The following is a 13,707-nucleotide window of genomic DNA, read 5'->3' as shown; positions in this document are numbered from 1 at the left end:
GGGCGGGGTGACGGGATAAGGATCATGCCCATGAAGCGCATCCTTCCCCTCGTCGCCCTGACTCTTCTCACCGCACCTCTTCTCACCGCCTGTGGGCTGCGCCCGGTCTATGGCGGCGGCAGCCATGGCGCGGTGGCGCAGGGGCTGGGCCATGTCGAGGTGCAGGATATTGCGGGCAAGGGCGGCTGGCTGATGCGCAACGCCCTCAACGACCGGCTTGGCGCGATCAGCAATGGTTCCGGCCCCAGCTACAAGCTGGTGGTGAAGCTGGACGACCAGATCAGCGGTTTCGGTCTGCGGTCCGACGCGGCCATCACCCGTGAGCGGCGCACGCTGCGGGCGCGCTATCAGCTGATCGATGAAGCGACCGGTGCGCAGGTGCTGGACGACAGCGCCGGGTCGGACGCCGGCATCAACGCGACGTCGAGCGAATATGCGACGATCGCGGCCGAAGACACGGCGCTGGAGCGGCTGTCGGAGATCGTCGCCGACCAGATTGTCACCCGCCTGGCGCTGTATGCGACGCGCAAGGAAGGTGCCCAGGCGGCGCCATCGCCAGCCCCATCGTCGGCGGCGTCGACCGGCCAGTGAAAGCCAATCGCGGCCAGATAGAAAAGGCGCTCGACGCGCCGCCGTCGGATATCCGCTTCTTCCTGCTCCATGGTCCTGACGAGGCAGGCAGCACGGCGCTTGCCAGGCGGCTGGAGCGGGCGATGGGGCCGGGGGCCGAGCGGGTCGACCTGGACGTGGCCACGCTGCGCGAGGATCCGGCACGGCTGGCGGACGAAGCGGCATCCTTCTCCATGTTCGGCGACAAGCGCTGGGTGCGTATCAACGGCATGGGCGACGAATCGCTGCCGGCGGTCACGGCGTTGCTGGAGGCGGAGGCGGCGGGCAATCCGGTGATCGCGATCGCCGGCGCGCTCAAGGCGACGTCGAAGCTGGTCAAGCTGGCGCTCGACCATAAGGGCTGCATGGCCTTCATCTCCTATCAGCCCGATGCTCGCGAGGCGGAGCAGATCGCGATGGCGACCGCGCGCGAGAACGGCCTGCGCCTGCCGCAGGAACTGGCGCGCCGCATCGTCGACCTCGCCAATGGCGACCGGGCGCTGATGGGAATCGAGATCGAGAAGCTGGTCCTCTATCTCGACGCCGCGCCGGAACAGCCGCGCGAGGCGACGGCGGAGGCGCTGGATGCGCTGTCGGCCAACAATCCCGATTCCGATGCCGCGCCGCTGGTCAATGCGGTGCTGGGCGGCGACCTCAGGGCGATGCACAAGGAACTCAACAATCTGGCGGAGATCGGCGCGGCCATGGCGTCGGTGATCCGGCCGCTGCTGACCCGCGCCATGCTGATCGCCAATATCCGCGCCGATTTCGACAGCAGCGGCCGGCTGGAGGCGGCGGTGGAATCGGCCGGCAAGGCGGTCTTCTGGAAGGAGAAGGGCCTGGTCACCCGCCAGGTGCGGCTGTGGGACGCGACCGGCATCGCCCGCGTCATCCAGCGTCTGGCCCAGGCCGAACGGTCCAGCCGCGGCGGCAAGGGGCTGGGCGACCTGCTGGTGCGGCACGAGCTGCTGGCGATCGCCCGACAGGCGGCGCGCGAGCGGGCCTGATCGCGGACTTGATAAGGGCTTCGGCGGACGCCATATTGCGGCCATGGAAAAGCTGGACCTGAGCGAAGCCGAATGGCGTGCGCGCCTTTCCCCCGAACAATATCATGTGCTGCGCGAAGCGGGCACCGAACGGGCCTTCACCGGAAAATATAACAGCAACAAGGCCGACGGCGTCTATTATTGCGCCGGTTGCGGCGCGGAGCTGTTCGATGCCGAGGAAAAATATGACAGCGGGTCGGGCTGGCCCAGCTTCACCGCGCCGGTCGATATCGACGCGGTCGAGGAAATTCGCGACGCCAGCCATGGCATGATCCGCACCGAGGTGCGCTGCGCCACCTGCGAGGGCCATCTGGGCCATGTTTTCCCTGACGGCCCCGGCGTCAACGGCCTGCGTTACTGCATGAACAGCGCGTCGCTGGATTTCAAGTCGCGCGACGACGCGGAATAGGAACGATAGAGGGACGGACCGCTGCGGGGCGGGGGCAGTATGACTCGCCCGCCCCGGCTTGTTCGGACCTCCACCGATAATATTCATCGCGGGTAAAGCCGCATCATCCTTACAGACCGGGGAGTTTTCCGGACGAGCGCCCTGATTTGCGCTGGTCCGGGCCGGTAATAGCGCGTATCCGGGGCGGCAAATGGCACGATCTGACAAGAGCAAGAAGGCGCCGGGCAAGGCGAAGAAATGGCTGGTGCGCGGGCTAAAGATCGGTCTGGTCGGCGCCTTTGCCGGTCTGGTCGCGATCGGCGTCGCCGTGTTCATCGCGATGCAGTCGCTGCCCGACTATAACAGCCTCAAATCCTCCCCCAATGGCCAGATGATCCGCGTCCATGCGGCGGACGGATCGGTCATCGTCTCCCTGGGGCCGAGCTTCGGCCGCTGGCTGAGCTATGACCAGATCCCCTCGGTCATGGTCGATGCGATGGTGTCGACCGAGGATCGCCGTTTCTACATGCACCCCGGCGTCGATCCGGTCGGCATGGCACGCGCGGCCTGGGTCGCGCTGGAACGGCGCGGCAGCGGCCGGCGCTGGCAGGGGGCGTCGACCATCACCCAGCAGGTCGCGCGCAACATCTTCCTCAACAACAGCTATAGCTGGGGCCGCAAGGTCCGCGAGATGGTGCTGGCGATGGCGCTGGAGCGCAAATTCTCCAAGCAGCAGATCCTGGAACTCTATCTCAACAAAGTCTATTTCGGCGGCGGGGCCTATGGCATCGACGCTGCCAGCCGCAAATTCTTCGGCCATCCCGCGCAGAGCCTGGACCTGCCCGAGGCGGCGATCATCGCCGGCCTGGTGAAGGCGCCGTCCAGCTATTCCCCCACCGCCGATGCCGAGGCCGCGATCGGCCGCGCCGGGGTGGTGCTCGACCTGATGCAGGAGAATGGCAAGATCAGCGCAACCGATCATGCCAATGCCAATCTGGACGGCGTGCGCATGGCGCCCGAGCCGCCGCAGAACAGCGTGCGCTATTTCACCGACTGGGCGCTGCCGCAGCTCGACACGCTGATCGACGAGCCCAATGAGCCGCTGGAAGTCTATACCACCATCGATCTTGGCATGCAGAATGCCGCGACCGCCGCGGTGAAGGCCAATGTGTCGAACGGCATGCAGGGCGCGCTGGTCAGCCTGGACCGCGACGGGGCGGTGCGCGCCATGGTCGGCGGGCTCGACTATGTGACGTCCAACTATAACCGCGCGACGACCGCCGTGCGTCAGCCCGGTTCGGCCTGGAAGATCTTCGTATACATGGCGGCGCTGGAGGCAGGCTATACGCCCGATACCGGCGTTACCGATGAGCCGGTGACGATCAATGGCTGGAGCCCGCGCAACAGCAATGGTCGCTTTGCCGGTGCGATCGATATCCGCACTGCCTTTGCCTATTCGATCAACACGGTCGCGGCGAAGCTGGGCGTGGAGGTCGGTTTCCCGACCGTCGCCGATATGGCGCGCCGCTTCGGCATCACCACGCCGATCAACACCCACCCCTCGATGGTGCTGGGCACGTCGGACGTACGGCTGATCGACATGACCCGCGCCTTCGCCTCGATCGCGCGCAAGGGCGTGGCGGTCACCCCCTATGGCATCACCAAGGTGACGACCGCCGACGGGCGGATGCTCTACCAGCATCAGGACGATACCAGCCGCGTGCTGGTGGCGCCCTGGGTCGCGGCGGGCATGACCGACCTGATGCAGACGGCGGTCAGCACCGGCACCGGCAAGGCGGCACAGATCGGACGCCCGGTCGCGGGCAAGACCGGCACCACCAACAGCGGCAAGGATGGCTGGTTCCTGGGCTTTTCCAGCGGCATCACCACCGGCGTCTGGGTCGGTCGCGATGACGCCAAGGCGGTGCCTTCGCTCTATGGCGGTCGCGCGCCGGCCCACGCCTTCGCCGATTATATGAAGGTCGCCGTCGCCAAGCGGCCGGTGGAGCAGTTCGAGACCCAGGTCACCCTGCCCGAATGGCAGCTGGAGCCGGACGAGGAAGCCTATTACGGCCAGCCGGATAACGGCATGGAAGGCGGCATGATGGTCGATGAAAATGGCCTGCCGATCGACCGTGCCCGGCCGGCCGGCAGCGAGGCGGAGGATGGCGAGGATATGGCTCAGCCCGATCCGGCCGATCGCCCGGCGCCGCCGCGTCTGGACCAGCAATGGATCGACAATGTGCTGGGCCGCACACCGCGCCAGCGTCAGCCGGCCCAGCAGCAGCGACCCGATAATCCCTGATCCGGTGCCTCAGCGTCCCTGACGGGGCGCTGAGGCGGCCAACCGGACCGGATCGAGCGCGCCGGTATCGGGCAGCAGGAAGTCCACCTTGCCCCGGCCGAAGTCGATCGCCACCCGGTCGAACAGCCGCAGCGCGTTCATCCCCAGCATCAGCGCGGGCTTGTCGGCCAGGCCCAGCTCGGCAAAGGGGCTGGCCTCGGCGAACAGCACCGGCACGCCGGTCAGCTTGACCCGACCCATGCGCACGAAATCCAGCCGCCCGACATCGCCGGTCAGCGTGTCGCCGGTCACGCTGATGAGGCTCGCCTGCAGCAGTGTGGGCGCGCGCTTCTTGCGCACCAGCTTGTCGCGCAGCGCCAGATTGCCGACGCTGAAATTGGCGCCGGTATCCAGGATGATGTTCACCTTCATCCCGTTGACGTCGGAATCGAGCAGGATCAGCTGCCCCTTGCGCCGGCGCGCCTCGACGATGATCGCGTCGGGATCGCGCGGGGGCAGGCGGCGGCTTTCGCTGATCTCCATCCGGCCGGTGCGAAAATTGAGCAGCACCCGCTTGGCATGCAGGCTGTCGAGGCCGAGCAGGCCGGCGGCGCCCAGATGCTCGCCATTCAGCACCGGCGCCTCTATATCGTCCACCGTGGTCGCGCCGAAGCCGAGCCGGGGCACGGCGACGGTCGGCACCTCCGCCTTGCCGGTCATGCTGAGGATGGTGACGATCCGCCGATTGGGCAGCGCGAGCCGGTCGGCCAGGTCGCGGGCGATGACCGTGCGCTGCGAGCCGGTGTCGATCACGAAGTTCCACGGCCCCTTGCCGTCGATATTGATGGGAATGGTGACTCGGTCGTCGAGCGAGGGGCCGGTGCGGACGACGGTGGGGGGTATATCGGGATCGAGCGGGGGGCTGTCCTGCGCGGCGAGTGGCAGCGCGGTGAGCGCGCCCGTGGCGATCGCCATCAGGGCACGGAAATAACGCATTTCCTCATCCTTCCGATATTTTATGTCTCATCATATCATGGGGCAGGATATGTCGTCCATCGCCGCAGATGGGGCACCACCTGTCGAAAATCCCCGGATCGCCCATGATTTCAGGCGGAATAGGGAAATGTCCTCGCTTGACTTGAGGGCCGGGCGCTCGCTAAACGCCGACTATTCCCCTCGCCCGTCCGGCGCGAGGCTTTCCCGAGACATTGACCGGGCAAAATCTCCTTTCTTACCCGGCTATTCTATCCCTCACTCCATCGGACCGACTCGCAATGCATCTTAAGGACCTCAAGAAGACAGTTCCCGCCGACCTCGTCACTATGGCGGAAGAACTGGGCGTCGAGGGCGCATCGACCCTGCGCAAGCAGGATCTGATGTTCGCCATCCTGAAGGCCGAGGCCGAAAATGGCGCGCAGATCATGGGTGAGGGCACGATCGAGGTGCTGCCGGACGGCTTCGGCTTCCTGCGCAGCCCGGAGGCGAATTTCCTGGCCGGTCCCGACGACATCTATGTCTCGCCGAACCAGGTCCGTCGCTTCGGCCTGCGCACCGGTGACACGGTCGAGGGCGAGATCCGCGCGCCCAAGGATGGCGAGCGTTATTTCGCCCTGACCAAGCTGCTGTCGGTCAATTTCGATGATCCGGACGTCGTCCGCCATCGCGTGAATTTCGACAACCTGACCCCGCTCTATCCCGAGCAGAAGCTGCGCCTCGACACGCTGGACCCGACCATCAAGGACAAGTCGGCCCGCGTCATCGACATCGTCTCGCCGCAGGGCAAGGGCCAGCGTACGCTGATCGTCGCGCCGCCGCGCGTCGGCAAGACGGTGATGCTGCAGAACATCGCCAAGGCCATCACCGACAATCATCCCGAAGTCTTCCTGATCGTGCTGCTGATCGACGAGCGTCCGGAAGAAGTTACCGACATGCAGCGCAGCGTGAAGGGCGAGGTTGTCTCCTCGACCTTCGACGAGCCTGCCACCCGCCACGTCCAGGTCGCCGAAATGGTGATCGAGAAGGCCAAGCGCCTGGTCGAGCACAAGAAGGATGTCGTCATCCTGCTCGACTCGATCACCCGTCTTGGCCGCGCCTACAACACCGTCGTGCCGTCGTCGGGCAAGGTGCTGACCGGCGGTGTCGACGCCAACGCGCTGCAGCGCCCGAAGCGCTTCTTCGGCGCCGCGCGCAACATCGAGGAGGGCGGCTCGCTTTCGATCATCGCGACCGCGCTGATCGATACGGGCAGCCGCATGGACGAAGTCATCTTCGAAGAGTTCAAGGGCACCGGCAACTCGGAAATCGTGCTGGACCGCAAGGTTGCGGACAAGCGCATCTTCCCGGCGCTGGATGTCGGCAAGTCCGGTACCCGCAAGGAAGAGCTGCTGGTCGAGAAGCCGACGCTCAGCAAGATGTGGGTGCTGCGCCGGATTCTCATGCAGATGGGCACGGTCGACGCGATGGAATTCCTGCTCGACAAGATGAAGGATTCCAAGACCAACGAGGATTTCTTCGCGACCATGAACCAGTAAGCGCGGCGGCGGCTGCGCGGATGTGCAGCTACCCTGCCATATATTTTGCGGTGAGAGCCGGGCCATGTATATGGTCCGGCTTTCTTCATTTTCACATACAGGGACGTTAGGCCGTCATGCTCGACCTTATCGCCACCGCCGCTTCGGCCGCCCAGGGGCTCGGTTCCCCGGCGGATATCTGGCAGCATATCGTCAACGACTTCAGCAATATCGGGACGCCCAGCGCCTTGGCCGCCTTTGGCCAGGTGCTGATGATCGATATCCTGCTGGCGGGCGACAATGCGATCGTCGTCGGCGCGCTGGCCGCCGGCCTGCCGCCCAAGCAGCGCCAGCAGGTCATCCTGATCGGCATCATCGCTGCGCTGGTGCTGCGCATCGGCTTTGCGCTGGTGGTCAGCCAATTGATGCAGATTGTCGGCCTGATCCTGGCCGGCGGCCTGCTGCTGCTGTGGGTCAGCTGGAAGATGTGGCGCGAATTGCGGCCCAATGCCGGCGCGCATACGCCCGACGATCCGAGCGACGATGATGTGTCGGGCGTGCGCCCGGCCAAGAGCTTTGCCGCTGCCGCCTGGTCGGTGGCGATCGCCGACGTCAGCATGAGCCTGGACAATGTGCTGGCCGTGGCCGGTGCCGCGCGGGAGCATCCCGGCATCCTGATCATCGGCCTGATCCTGTCGGTGGCGATGATGGGCATCGCGGCGAACATCATCGCCAAATATATCGAGCGCTTCCGCTGGCTGGCCTATCTTGGCCTGGCGGTGATCGTTTATGTTGCCTGCTCGATGATCTATGACGGCATCATGGACCGGTCGGTGGGCATATTGACGCTCTTCTGATCGATCTGATCGACGCTGTCGCAATCGGCCCGCCCACGCTCAGTCGTCGGCGGGCCTTTTCATGCCGGCGGGCCGCCAGGGGTGGCCGATCCAGCGCGCCACGGCGTCGCGGAGGCCCCAGCGCAGGTTGATGCGCCGTTCGGTGATTCCGGGCAGGCTCCAAATGTCGAGCCCCACCAGCGGACGAAAGGGGTTGCGCCGGCCATAGGCCCAGAGTTCGACGCGGGTGGAACGCTGCGCCGCTTCTCCGCGCGCATGGAAGCCGAAAGTGTCGGCGATCACCAATGTGTTGGCAGGGACCGGAAACTGGCGCGGCGGGGGGAGGCCAAGACCGGCCAGTTCCGCTTCGTCGATCCGCAGCGATCCGCGCGCCGACAGGCGGCAATCGCCATCACGCGCTGTCAGGCTGCGCTGTTTCTCCCAGGCCGCGCGCGCGGGGGTCAAGCGATGCGATCCGGGCACATAGGTGAAGGGACCGCTTTCGGCCGGGACATCCTCCAGGAACAGCCAGGCCTTCATCGCGGGATGGAAGGTATCGGCGTGCAGTTGGGTCTGCGGATCGGGCGCGCCGTCCCGCCGATGGGTGAGAATGGTCTGGATGTAGATCAGCGGCTCGACGTTGAAGCCGGCGGCATAGCGCGCCAGCGCACGCCAGCGGGGATGATCGAGAAAGCGGGCCATAGCGGGCATGGCGCGCCGTGCAGCCCCGTCCAGCGCGTAACGGCGGGTGATGGTGTGGCCCTGTGCCATTTCACGTGGAACAGCCTGATAGGCTGCAATCTGCTCGCGCAGGGCAGCAAACTGCTCCGGCGGCAGGAAGTCGCGAATCTCGATGAAACCGTCACGATCAAAGGCATGACGATCGGCTGCGGAAAGATTTGCGGCGAGACGGGATCGACGACGGGCTGTCATCCATTGGGCGAGCCTGACGCGCCCGACATGTAGGCCCAGCGCATTGAGCCGGGACGAACCGATTAGCGGATTATCGAGAAAGGATTTGGCGCCGGTCGCCAGCTGCAGGGTCCACCATGGCAGCAGGATCAGCTTGGCCAATCGGGGCATGTTCTTGTTCTTCCGGGACGGCTGCATCTCCTGTCGGATACTGCAAATGGCGATCAATAGGGAAGGGCGGGCAGACCGCCTGCACAAAAAAACGTATGGCCCGCCCCGTTTGCAAGTAGGATTTTACGGTGTTCTGATCAGTCTGCGTCAACGTATGCGGTCTCACGGGAGCATCCCGTGGCCAAGATGGACATCCGCACGTCTGGAGCCACAATAAGGGAACCGGCAACAGGTGCCATTTTTTTGCCCGGGCTTTCCAGACGCCGATCGACTGTCAGGCCATCTTCACGATCCTTCCTGCAAACATCGTTGGGCTACGCGCGCAGAAGCACGCAGCCGATCCGTTATGCCGCTGCTGGATAGCCGCGTTCGAAGCTCACTTCTTTGCGAAGGGCTGCCCAAGCGATCCGCGCCAGTTTATTAGCCAATGCGACGACGATTGCGTTGCGATGAACTCCTCGCTCGATCATTCCTGTCAACCAACGTCCCAGCGGGGTTTCGCTGCGCGCCAGTGACGGTAATGCTGCCCGGGCGCCATGGATGAGCAAAGTGCGCAAATAGGTGTTGCCACGCTTGGAGATGCCGAGCAGCCGGGGCTTGCCGCCGGTAGTATGTTGCCTGGGTACCAAGCCGAGCCAAGCACCCAAGTCTCGCGCTTTGGCAAAGCTGCTGGCATCGCCCACGGCTGCAATCAAAGCGGTTGCGTTCAACGTGCCGATGCCGGGGATGGACGTGAGCCGCCGGGCAGCTGCATCATTGCGAGCCAGTTCGACAAACTCGCCGTTCAGTGCCTCGACCTTGGTATCAAGTTCGTGCCATTCGGCGCGCAGTTCACCCACCAGTTGCTTCAAGCGTGGTGATAGGGCCGTATCTTCGGCGGCCAGCATGGCATCAATGCCCAACTCCAGCTTGCGCCGGCCGGCCGGAAAAATGGTCCCCCGCTCCAGGAGGATCGCCCGCAGTTGGTTGATAAGGTTTGTGCGCTCGGCTACCAGGCGGGACCTGACGCGGTGGAGGGTCTGGATGTCCAACTGCTCCTGAGTCTTGAGTTCGACGAAGCGCATAGTCGGGCGCGAGGCGGCCTCGGCAATCCCCTCCGCATCACGATCATCATTCTTCTGCGCTTTGACATACGGGCGTACGTACTCCGGCGACATCAATCTGATTTCGTGCCCCTGCGCGGCGAAAAGGCGACCAAGGTTGTGGGCACCACAGCACGCCTCCATTGCAATCACGCAAGCCGGAAGCTTGGTCACGTAATCGATAAGTGTCTGTCGGCGCATCGACTTACGCACGATGACAGCGCCTGCTGCATCAACGCCTACGACACTGCAGGCATTCTTGCCCAAATCAACGCCAAGGATAACAATAGACATCGGTCCGCTCCTTTCCTTTTCAAGCACCGGCATCATACCTGATGCCGGGGAAAAGGGGCGGGCCATCCCATAAGGGACGGCATGTGAAAATGCCGTCCCTGATAGGATTATGTAGATGAGCCAGAGGCTTAGGGGATCAGGATGGTGCTGCCGGTCGTCTGGCGCCCTTCGAGCGCACGATGGGCGTCCGCAGCGTCGGCGAGCGCGAAGCTCTGGCCGATCTGTGCTGACACGATCCCGCGTGCCATACGGTCGAACAGGCGTTCGGCGGTGTTGGCCAGATCTTCCGCCGTCGCGACATAGTCGAACAGGGTCGGGCGACTGACATAGAGCGAGCCGTTGCGGCTGAGATCGAGCAGGCTGATCGGCGGGACGGCACCCGACGCATTGCCATAGCTGACCAGCAGGCCGCGGCGGCGCAGGCTGGCGAGCGATGCGGCCCAGCTATCCTTGCCGACGCCATCATAGGCGACGGCGACACCCTTGCCACTGGTGAGGTCACGCACCTGCGCTGCCAGATCGTCGAGCGGGCCGGACAGGCTGTGGTCGGCTTCGACCCTGGTCGCCTTTTCGGTCGATCCGCTATGGGCGATCACGACCATGCCCTTGTCGCGCAGCCAGGGCACCAGCACCGATCCGACACCGCCGGCGGCGGCATGGACCAGCGCCACATCGCCGGGCAGCAGGTCGATCATGTCCTCGGCCAGATAACAGGCGGTCATGCCCTTGAGCATCATTGCGGCGGCATCGCGCGTGCTGACCGCATCGGGGATGCGCACCACGCGATCGGCCGGAACGATGCGGTGGGTGGCATAGGCGCCCAGGCCGGCGGCGCAGCCGACCTTGTCGCCCACGACAATGCCACTGACGCCCGCACCAACCGCAACGACATGGCCCGCACCTTCCGATCCCAGCGTCAGGGGCAGGGGGGCGGGGTAGAGGCCGGTGCGATAATAGGTGTCGATAAAGTTGAGGCCCACCGCATCCTGCGCGATCAGCACCTCGCCTTCACCGGGCGTGCCCGGATCGAAACGCTCGCGTTCGATCGCCTCGGGGCCGCCATGGGCCCGGACGATCATTCGCCATGCATCACCCGACATCAGGCGAGGGCCTGCGCGAAGAAGTCGGCTGTGCGACGGTCGGCCAATTGGGCGGCTTCCTCGACCCGGCGATCGCCCATCTCGGCAGCGAAGCCATGATCCAGCCCTTCATAATCATGCAGGGTGACGTGGCGGTTGTCCTTCAGCCCGTCATGCATCTTGGCCTGCACATCGGCGGGGACGAAGCCGTCGTTGGTCGGGATATGCAGCATGGTCGGCTTGCCGATGGCATGCTGCTCGCCCAGCAGTCCGTCGATGCCCACGCCATAATAGCTGACAAAGGCATCGCCATCGGTGCGGCAGGCGGTCATGAAGGCGACGCGGCCGCCCAGGCAATAGCCGACGACGCCGACCTTGGCCGGGCCTTCCAGCATGGCGCGGGCGGCGCGGATGGTCGCCTCGATATCGCGGACGCCCTGATCCTGGTTGAAGCGGGGGATATAGTCGAGCGCTTGCTGCATCTGCTCGGGGATGTCAGCGTCCAGCTCGATATGCGGATCGATGCGCCAGAACAGGTCGGGCGCGATCGCCAGATAACCGGCGCGGGCCCAGCTGTCGCATTTGCGGCGGATGCCTTCATTGACGCCGAAAATCTCCTGGATGACGATGATCGCCGCCTTGGCCGGGCTGTCGGGCGTGGCGACATAGGCGTCGAACTGGCCGTCGCCTTCCAGCGTCTTGATCGGAATATAGTCTGCCATGGGATATCCTTCCGCCTTGGGAGTCTGTTAGGTCGAGGCGCATATTGGCGCCTTGGGCGAGGGGTGCAAGCGCGCTGTCGCGCCCAAAAAATTTGCCATCGCCGGCCTGTTTGCGGCATGAGATGGAGCGACAGGCGGATGACCGCGACAGGGAAGGGCAGCAGATGAAAGTGACCGTCGACGTGGATTGCACCCCGGCCGAGGCGCGCGCCTTTCTGGGCCTGCCGGACGTCAGCCCCATCCACGACAAATATATCAAGACCATGCTCGACAGCATGGACGGCATTGGCAGCGTCGAGCAGATGGAGACGCTGTTCAAGAGCTTCTCGCCAATGGGCGATGCCGGTGTGCGGCTGTTCAAGCAGATGATGGATATCGGCCTGTCCGGCATGGCAGGCAAGAATGGCGACAAGAAGGATTAAGTGAGCGAGACGATCTTCGCCCTGTCGAGCGGCGCGCCGCCGGCGGGGATTGGCGTGGTGCGCGTCAGCGGCCCGATGGCGGGCACGGCGTTGCAGGCGCTGGCCGGGCGACTGCCCACCCCCCGCATGGCGAGCCTGGCGCTGCTGAGCGATCCGCGCGACGGTACGCCGCTCGACCGGGCGCTGCTCTTGTGGTTGCCGGGGCCGCGCACCGTGACGGGCGAGGATATGGCCGAGCTGCATTGCCATGGCGGCCGGGCGGTGATCGCGGCGGTCGAGGCGGCGCTGGGGGCGATGCCGCAGTTGCGCCGCGCAACTCCGGGCGAATTCACCCGCCGCGCCTTTGCCCATGGCCGCATCGACCTGAACGAGGTGGAGGGACTGGCTGACCTGCTGGCGGCGGAAACGCAACAGCAGCGGCGTGCGGCGCTGGCGATGATGGAGGGCCATTTCTCGCAGCGGATCGATGGCTGGCGCATGCGGCTGCTCGACCTGTCGGCGATGGCCGAGGCTGCGCTCGACTTCTCCGACGAGGATGATGTGCCCGACGCCGATATCGAGGCGCGGATCGGGCAGGGGGTGATGGCACTGGCAGATGATGTCGGCGCGCTGCTGTCGGCGCCTTCTGCCGAGCGGCTGCGCGACGGCATTCGCGTCGTGCTGGCCGGGCCGCCCAATACCGGCAAGTCGACCTTGCTCAATCGCCTGGTCGGGCGAGAGGCGGCGATCGTGTCCGACATTGCCGGCACCACCCGCGACCGGATCGAGGTGCCCGCCGCGATTGGCGGCACCGCCTTCCTGTTCACCGACACGGCCGGACTGCGCGACCAGACCGGCGACGCGATCGAGGCGATCGGCATCGATCGCGCACGCGCTGCGCTGGAGGCGGCGGACATCATCCTGTGGCTGGGCGATCCGGCCGAGGCACCACGCGAGGATGTGCTGCTGATCGCGGCGCAGAGCGATGTCGCGCTATATGGTTCCGACCGGCCCGGCCTGCGTCTGTCGGCGCGGACGGGCGAGGGGATGGACGCGCTTGTGACGATGCTGCTCGATCGGGCGGCGACGCTGCTGCCGGGCGAGGGCGACTATGCCCTGCATGCGCGGCAACGGGACGGTGTGCGTCAGCTGCACGATCATCTGCTCGCTGCAGGCGGCGCCCGCGACCTACTGGTGTTGGCGGAGGAGTTGCGCCTGGGGCGGCGGACAATCGATGCGCTGACTGGACAGGCGGGGACCGAGGATATGCTCGACCGGCTCTTCTCGGGATTCTGTATCGGGAAGTGAGCGAAATTTCCGCGTGTGATGGCTGATAGTGCGATGTTCCACGTGGAACGCTTTTGACCGCAGGC

13 protein-coding genes are annotated in these 13,707 nt (G+C 65.2%); 8 read left to right on the top strand and 5 right to left on the bottom strand.

What is annotated here, in order from left to right:
- Positions 1-30 precede the first annotated feature (30 nt).
- The 4 genes from lptE (at position 31) to HH800_RS20910 (ending at position 4,348) form a co-directional block, all read left to right on the top strand.
- Complete coding sequence (gene lptE, locus HH800_RS20925) at positions 31-591, top strand: LPS assembly lipoprotein LptE (protein ID WP_037508875.1); 561 nt, start codon at positions 31-33, stop codon at positions 589-591.
- Positions 588-1,616, top strand: a complete 1,029-nt coding sequence (gene holA, locus HH800_RS20920) for a DNA polymerase III subunit delta (RefSeq protein ID WP_169862207.1) — start codon at positions 588-590, stop codon at positions 1,614-1,616. Before lptE ends, holA begins: the two co-directional genes overlap by 4 nt.
- A gap of 43 nt (positions 1,617-1,659) precedes the next feature.
- The gene (gene msrB, locus HH800_RS20915; protein WP_004209174.1) at positions 1,660-2,064 is read left to right on the top strand and encodes a peptide-methionine (R)-S-oxide reductase MsrB; all 405 of its coding nucleotides are present in this window, start codon (positions 1,660-1,662) and stop codon (positions 2,062-2,064) included.
- 190 nt (positions 2,065-2,254) lie between these two features.
- Positions 2,255-4,348 carry a transglycosylase domain-containing protein gene (locus tag HH800_RS20910; protein WP_169862206.1) on the top strand — a complete coding sequence of 698 codons (2,094 nt, stop codon included), beginning with the start codon at positions 2,255-2,257 and terminating at the stop codon, positions 4,346-4,348.
- Positions 4,349-4,357: 9 nt separating this feature from the next.
- Here HH800_RS20910 and HH800_RS20905 read toward each other — a convergent pair whose 3' ends face one another.
- The gene (locus tag HH800_RS20905) at positions 4,358-5,323 is read right to left on the bottom strand and encodes a retroviral-like aspartic protease family protein (protein ID WP_169862205.1); all 966 of its coding nucleotides are present in this window, start codon (positions 5,321-5,323) and stop codon (positions 4,358-4,360) included.
- A gap of 278 nt (positions 5,324-5,601) precedes the next feature.
- On the opposite strand from HH800_RS20905, the gene rho reads away from it, so the two are divergent.
- Entirely contained in the window at positions 5,602-6,858 is a 1,257-nt protein-coding gene (rho, locus tag HH800_RS20900; protein ID WP_004209171.1) for a transcription termination factor Rho, read from the top strand.
- A gap of 116 nt (positions 6,859-6,974) precedes the next feature.
- Positions 6,975-7,694 (top strand): YjbE family putative metal transport protein, encoded by a 720-nt coding sequence (locus HH800_RS20895; protein ID WP_004209170.1) that lies wholly within the window; start codon positions 6,975-6,977, stop codon positions 7,692-7,694.
- A gap of 39 nt (positions 7,695-7,733) precedes the next feature.
- On the opposite strand, the gene HH800_RS20890 is transcribed toward HH800_RS20895, so the two are convergent.
- From HH800_RS20890 to HH800_RS20875, 4 genes are all read right to left on the bottom strand, one after another.
- Positions 7,734-8,756 carry a phytanoyl-CoA dioxygenase family protein gene (locus HH800_RS20890; RefSeq protein WP_169862204.1) on the bottom strand — a complete coding sequence of 341 codons (1,023 nt, stop codon included), beginning with the start codon at positions 8,754-8,756 and terminating at the stop codon, positions 7,734-7,736.
- Between the two features lie 344 nt (positions 8,757-9,100).
- On the bottom strand, positions 9,101-10,132 hold the full coding sequence (locus HH800_RS20885) for an IS110 family transposase (protein WP_020818605.1): 1,032 nt from the start codon (positions 10,130-10,132) through the stop codon (positions 9,101-9,103).
- Positions 10,133-10,260: 128 nt separating this feature from the next.
- Positions 10,261-11,211 carry a quinone oxidoreductase family protein gene (locus HH800_RS20880; protein WP_169862203.1) on the bottom strand — a complete coding sequence of 317 codons (951 nt, stop codon included), beginning with the start codon at positions 11,209-11,211 and terminating at the stop codon, positions 10,261-10,263.
- Between the two features lie 20 nt (positions 11,212-11,231).
- On the bottom strand, positions 11,232-11,933 hold the full coding sequence (locus tag HH800_RS20875) for a dienelactone hydrolase family protein (RefSeq protein ID WP_169862202.1): 702 nt from the start codon (positions 11,931-11,933) through the stop codon (positions 11,232-11,234).
- Positions 11,934-12,097: 164 nt separating this feature from the next.
- Here HH800_RS20875 and HH800_RS20870 point away from each other — a divergent pair, with 164 nt between their 5' ends.
- The gene (locus tag HH800_RS20870; RefSeq protein ID WP_004209166.1) at positions 12,098-12,355 is read left to right on the top strand and encodes a DUF6489 family protein; all 258 of its coding nucleotides are present in this window, start codon (positions 12,098-12,100) and stop codon (positions 12,353-12,355) included.
- Positions 12,356-13,642, top strand: a complete 1,287-nt coding sequence (mnmE, locus tag HH800_RS20865; RefSeq protein WP_169862201.1) for a tRNA uridine-5-carboxymethylaminomethyl(34) synthesis GTPase MnmE — start codon at positions 12,356-12,358, stop codon at positions 13,640-13,642. It begins immediately after the preceding gene.
- Positions 13,643-13,707 lie beyond the last annotated feature (65 nt).

It is taken from the genome of Sphingobium yanoikuyae (assembly GCF_013001025.1).
Classification (GTDB): Bacteria; Pseudomonadota; Alphaproteobacteria; order Sphingomonadales; family Sphingomonadaceae; genus Sphingobium; species Sphingobium yanoikuyae_A.
Note: the sequence above shows the minus strand (reverse complement) of the source record. Positions and strands in the feature narration are given on the sequence as shown.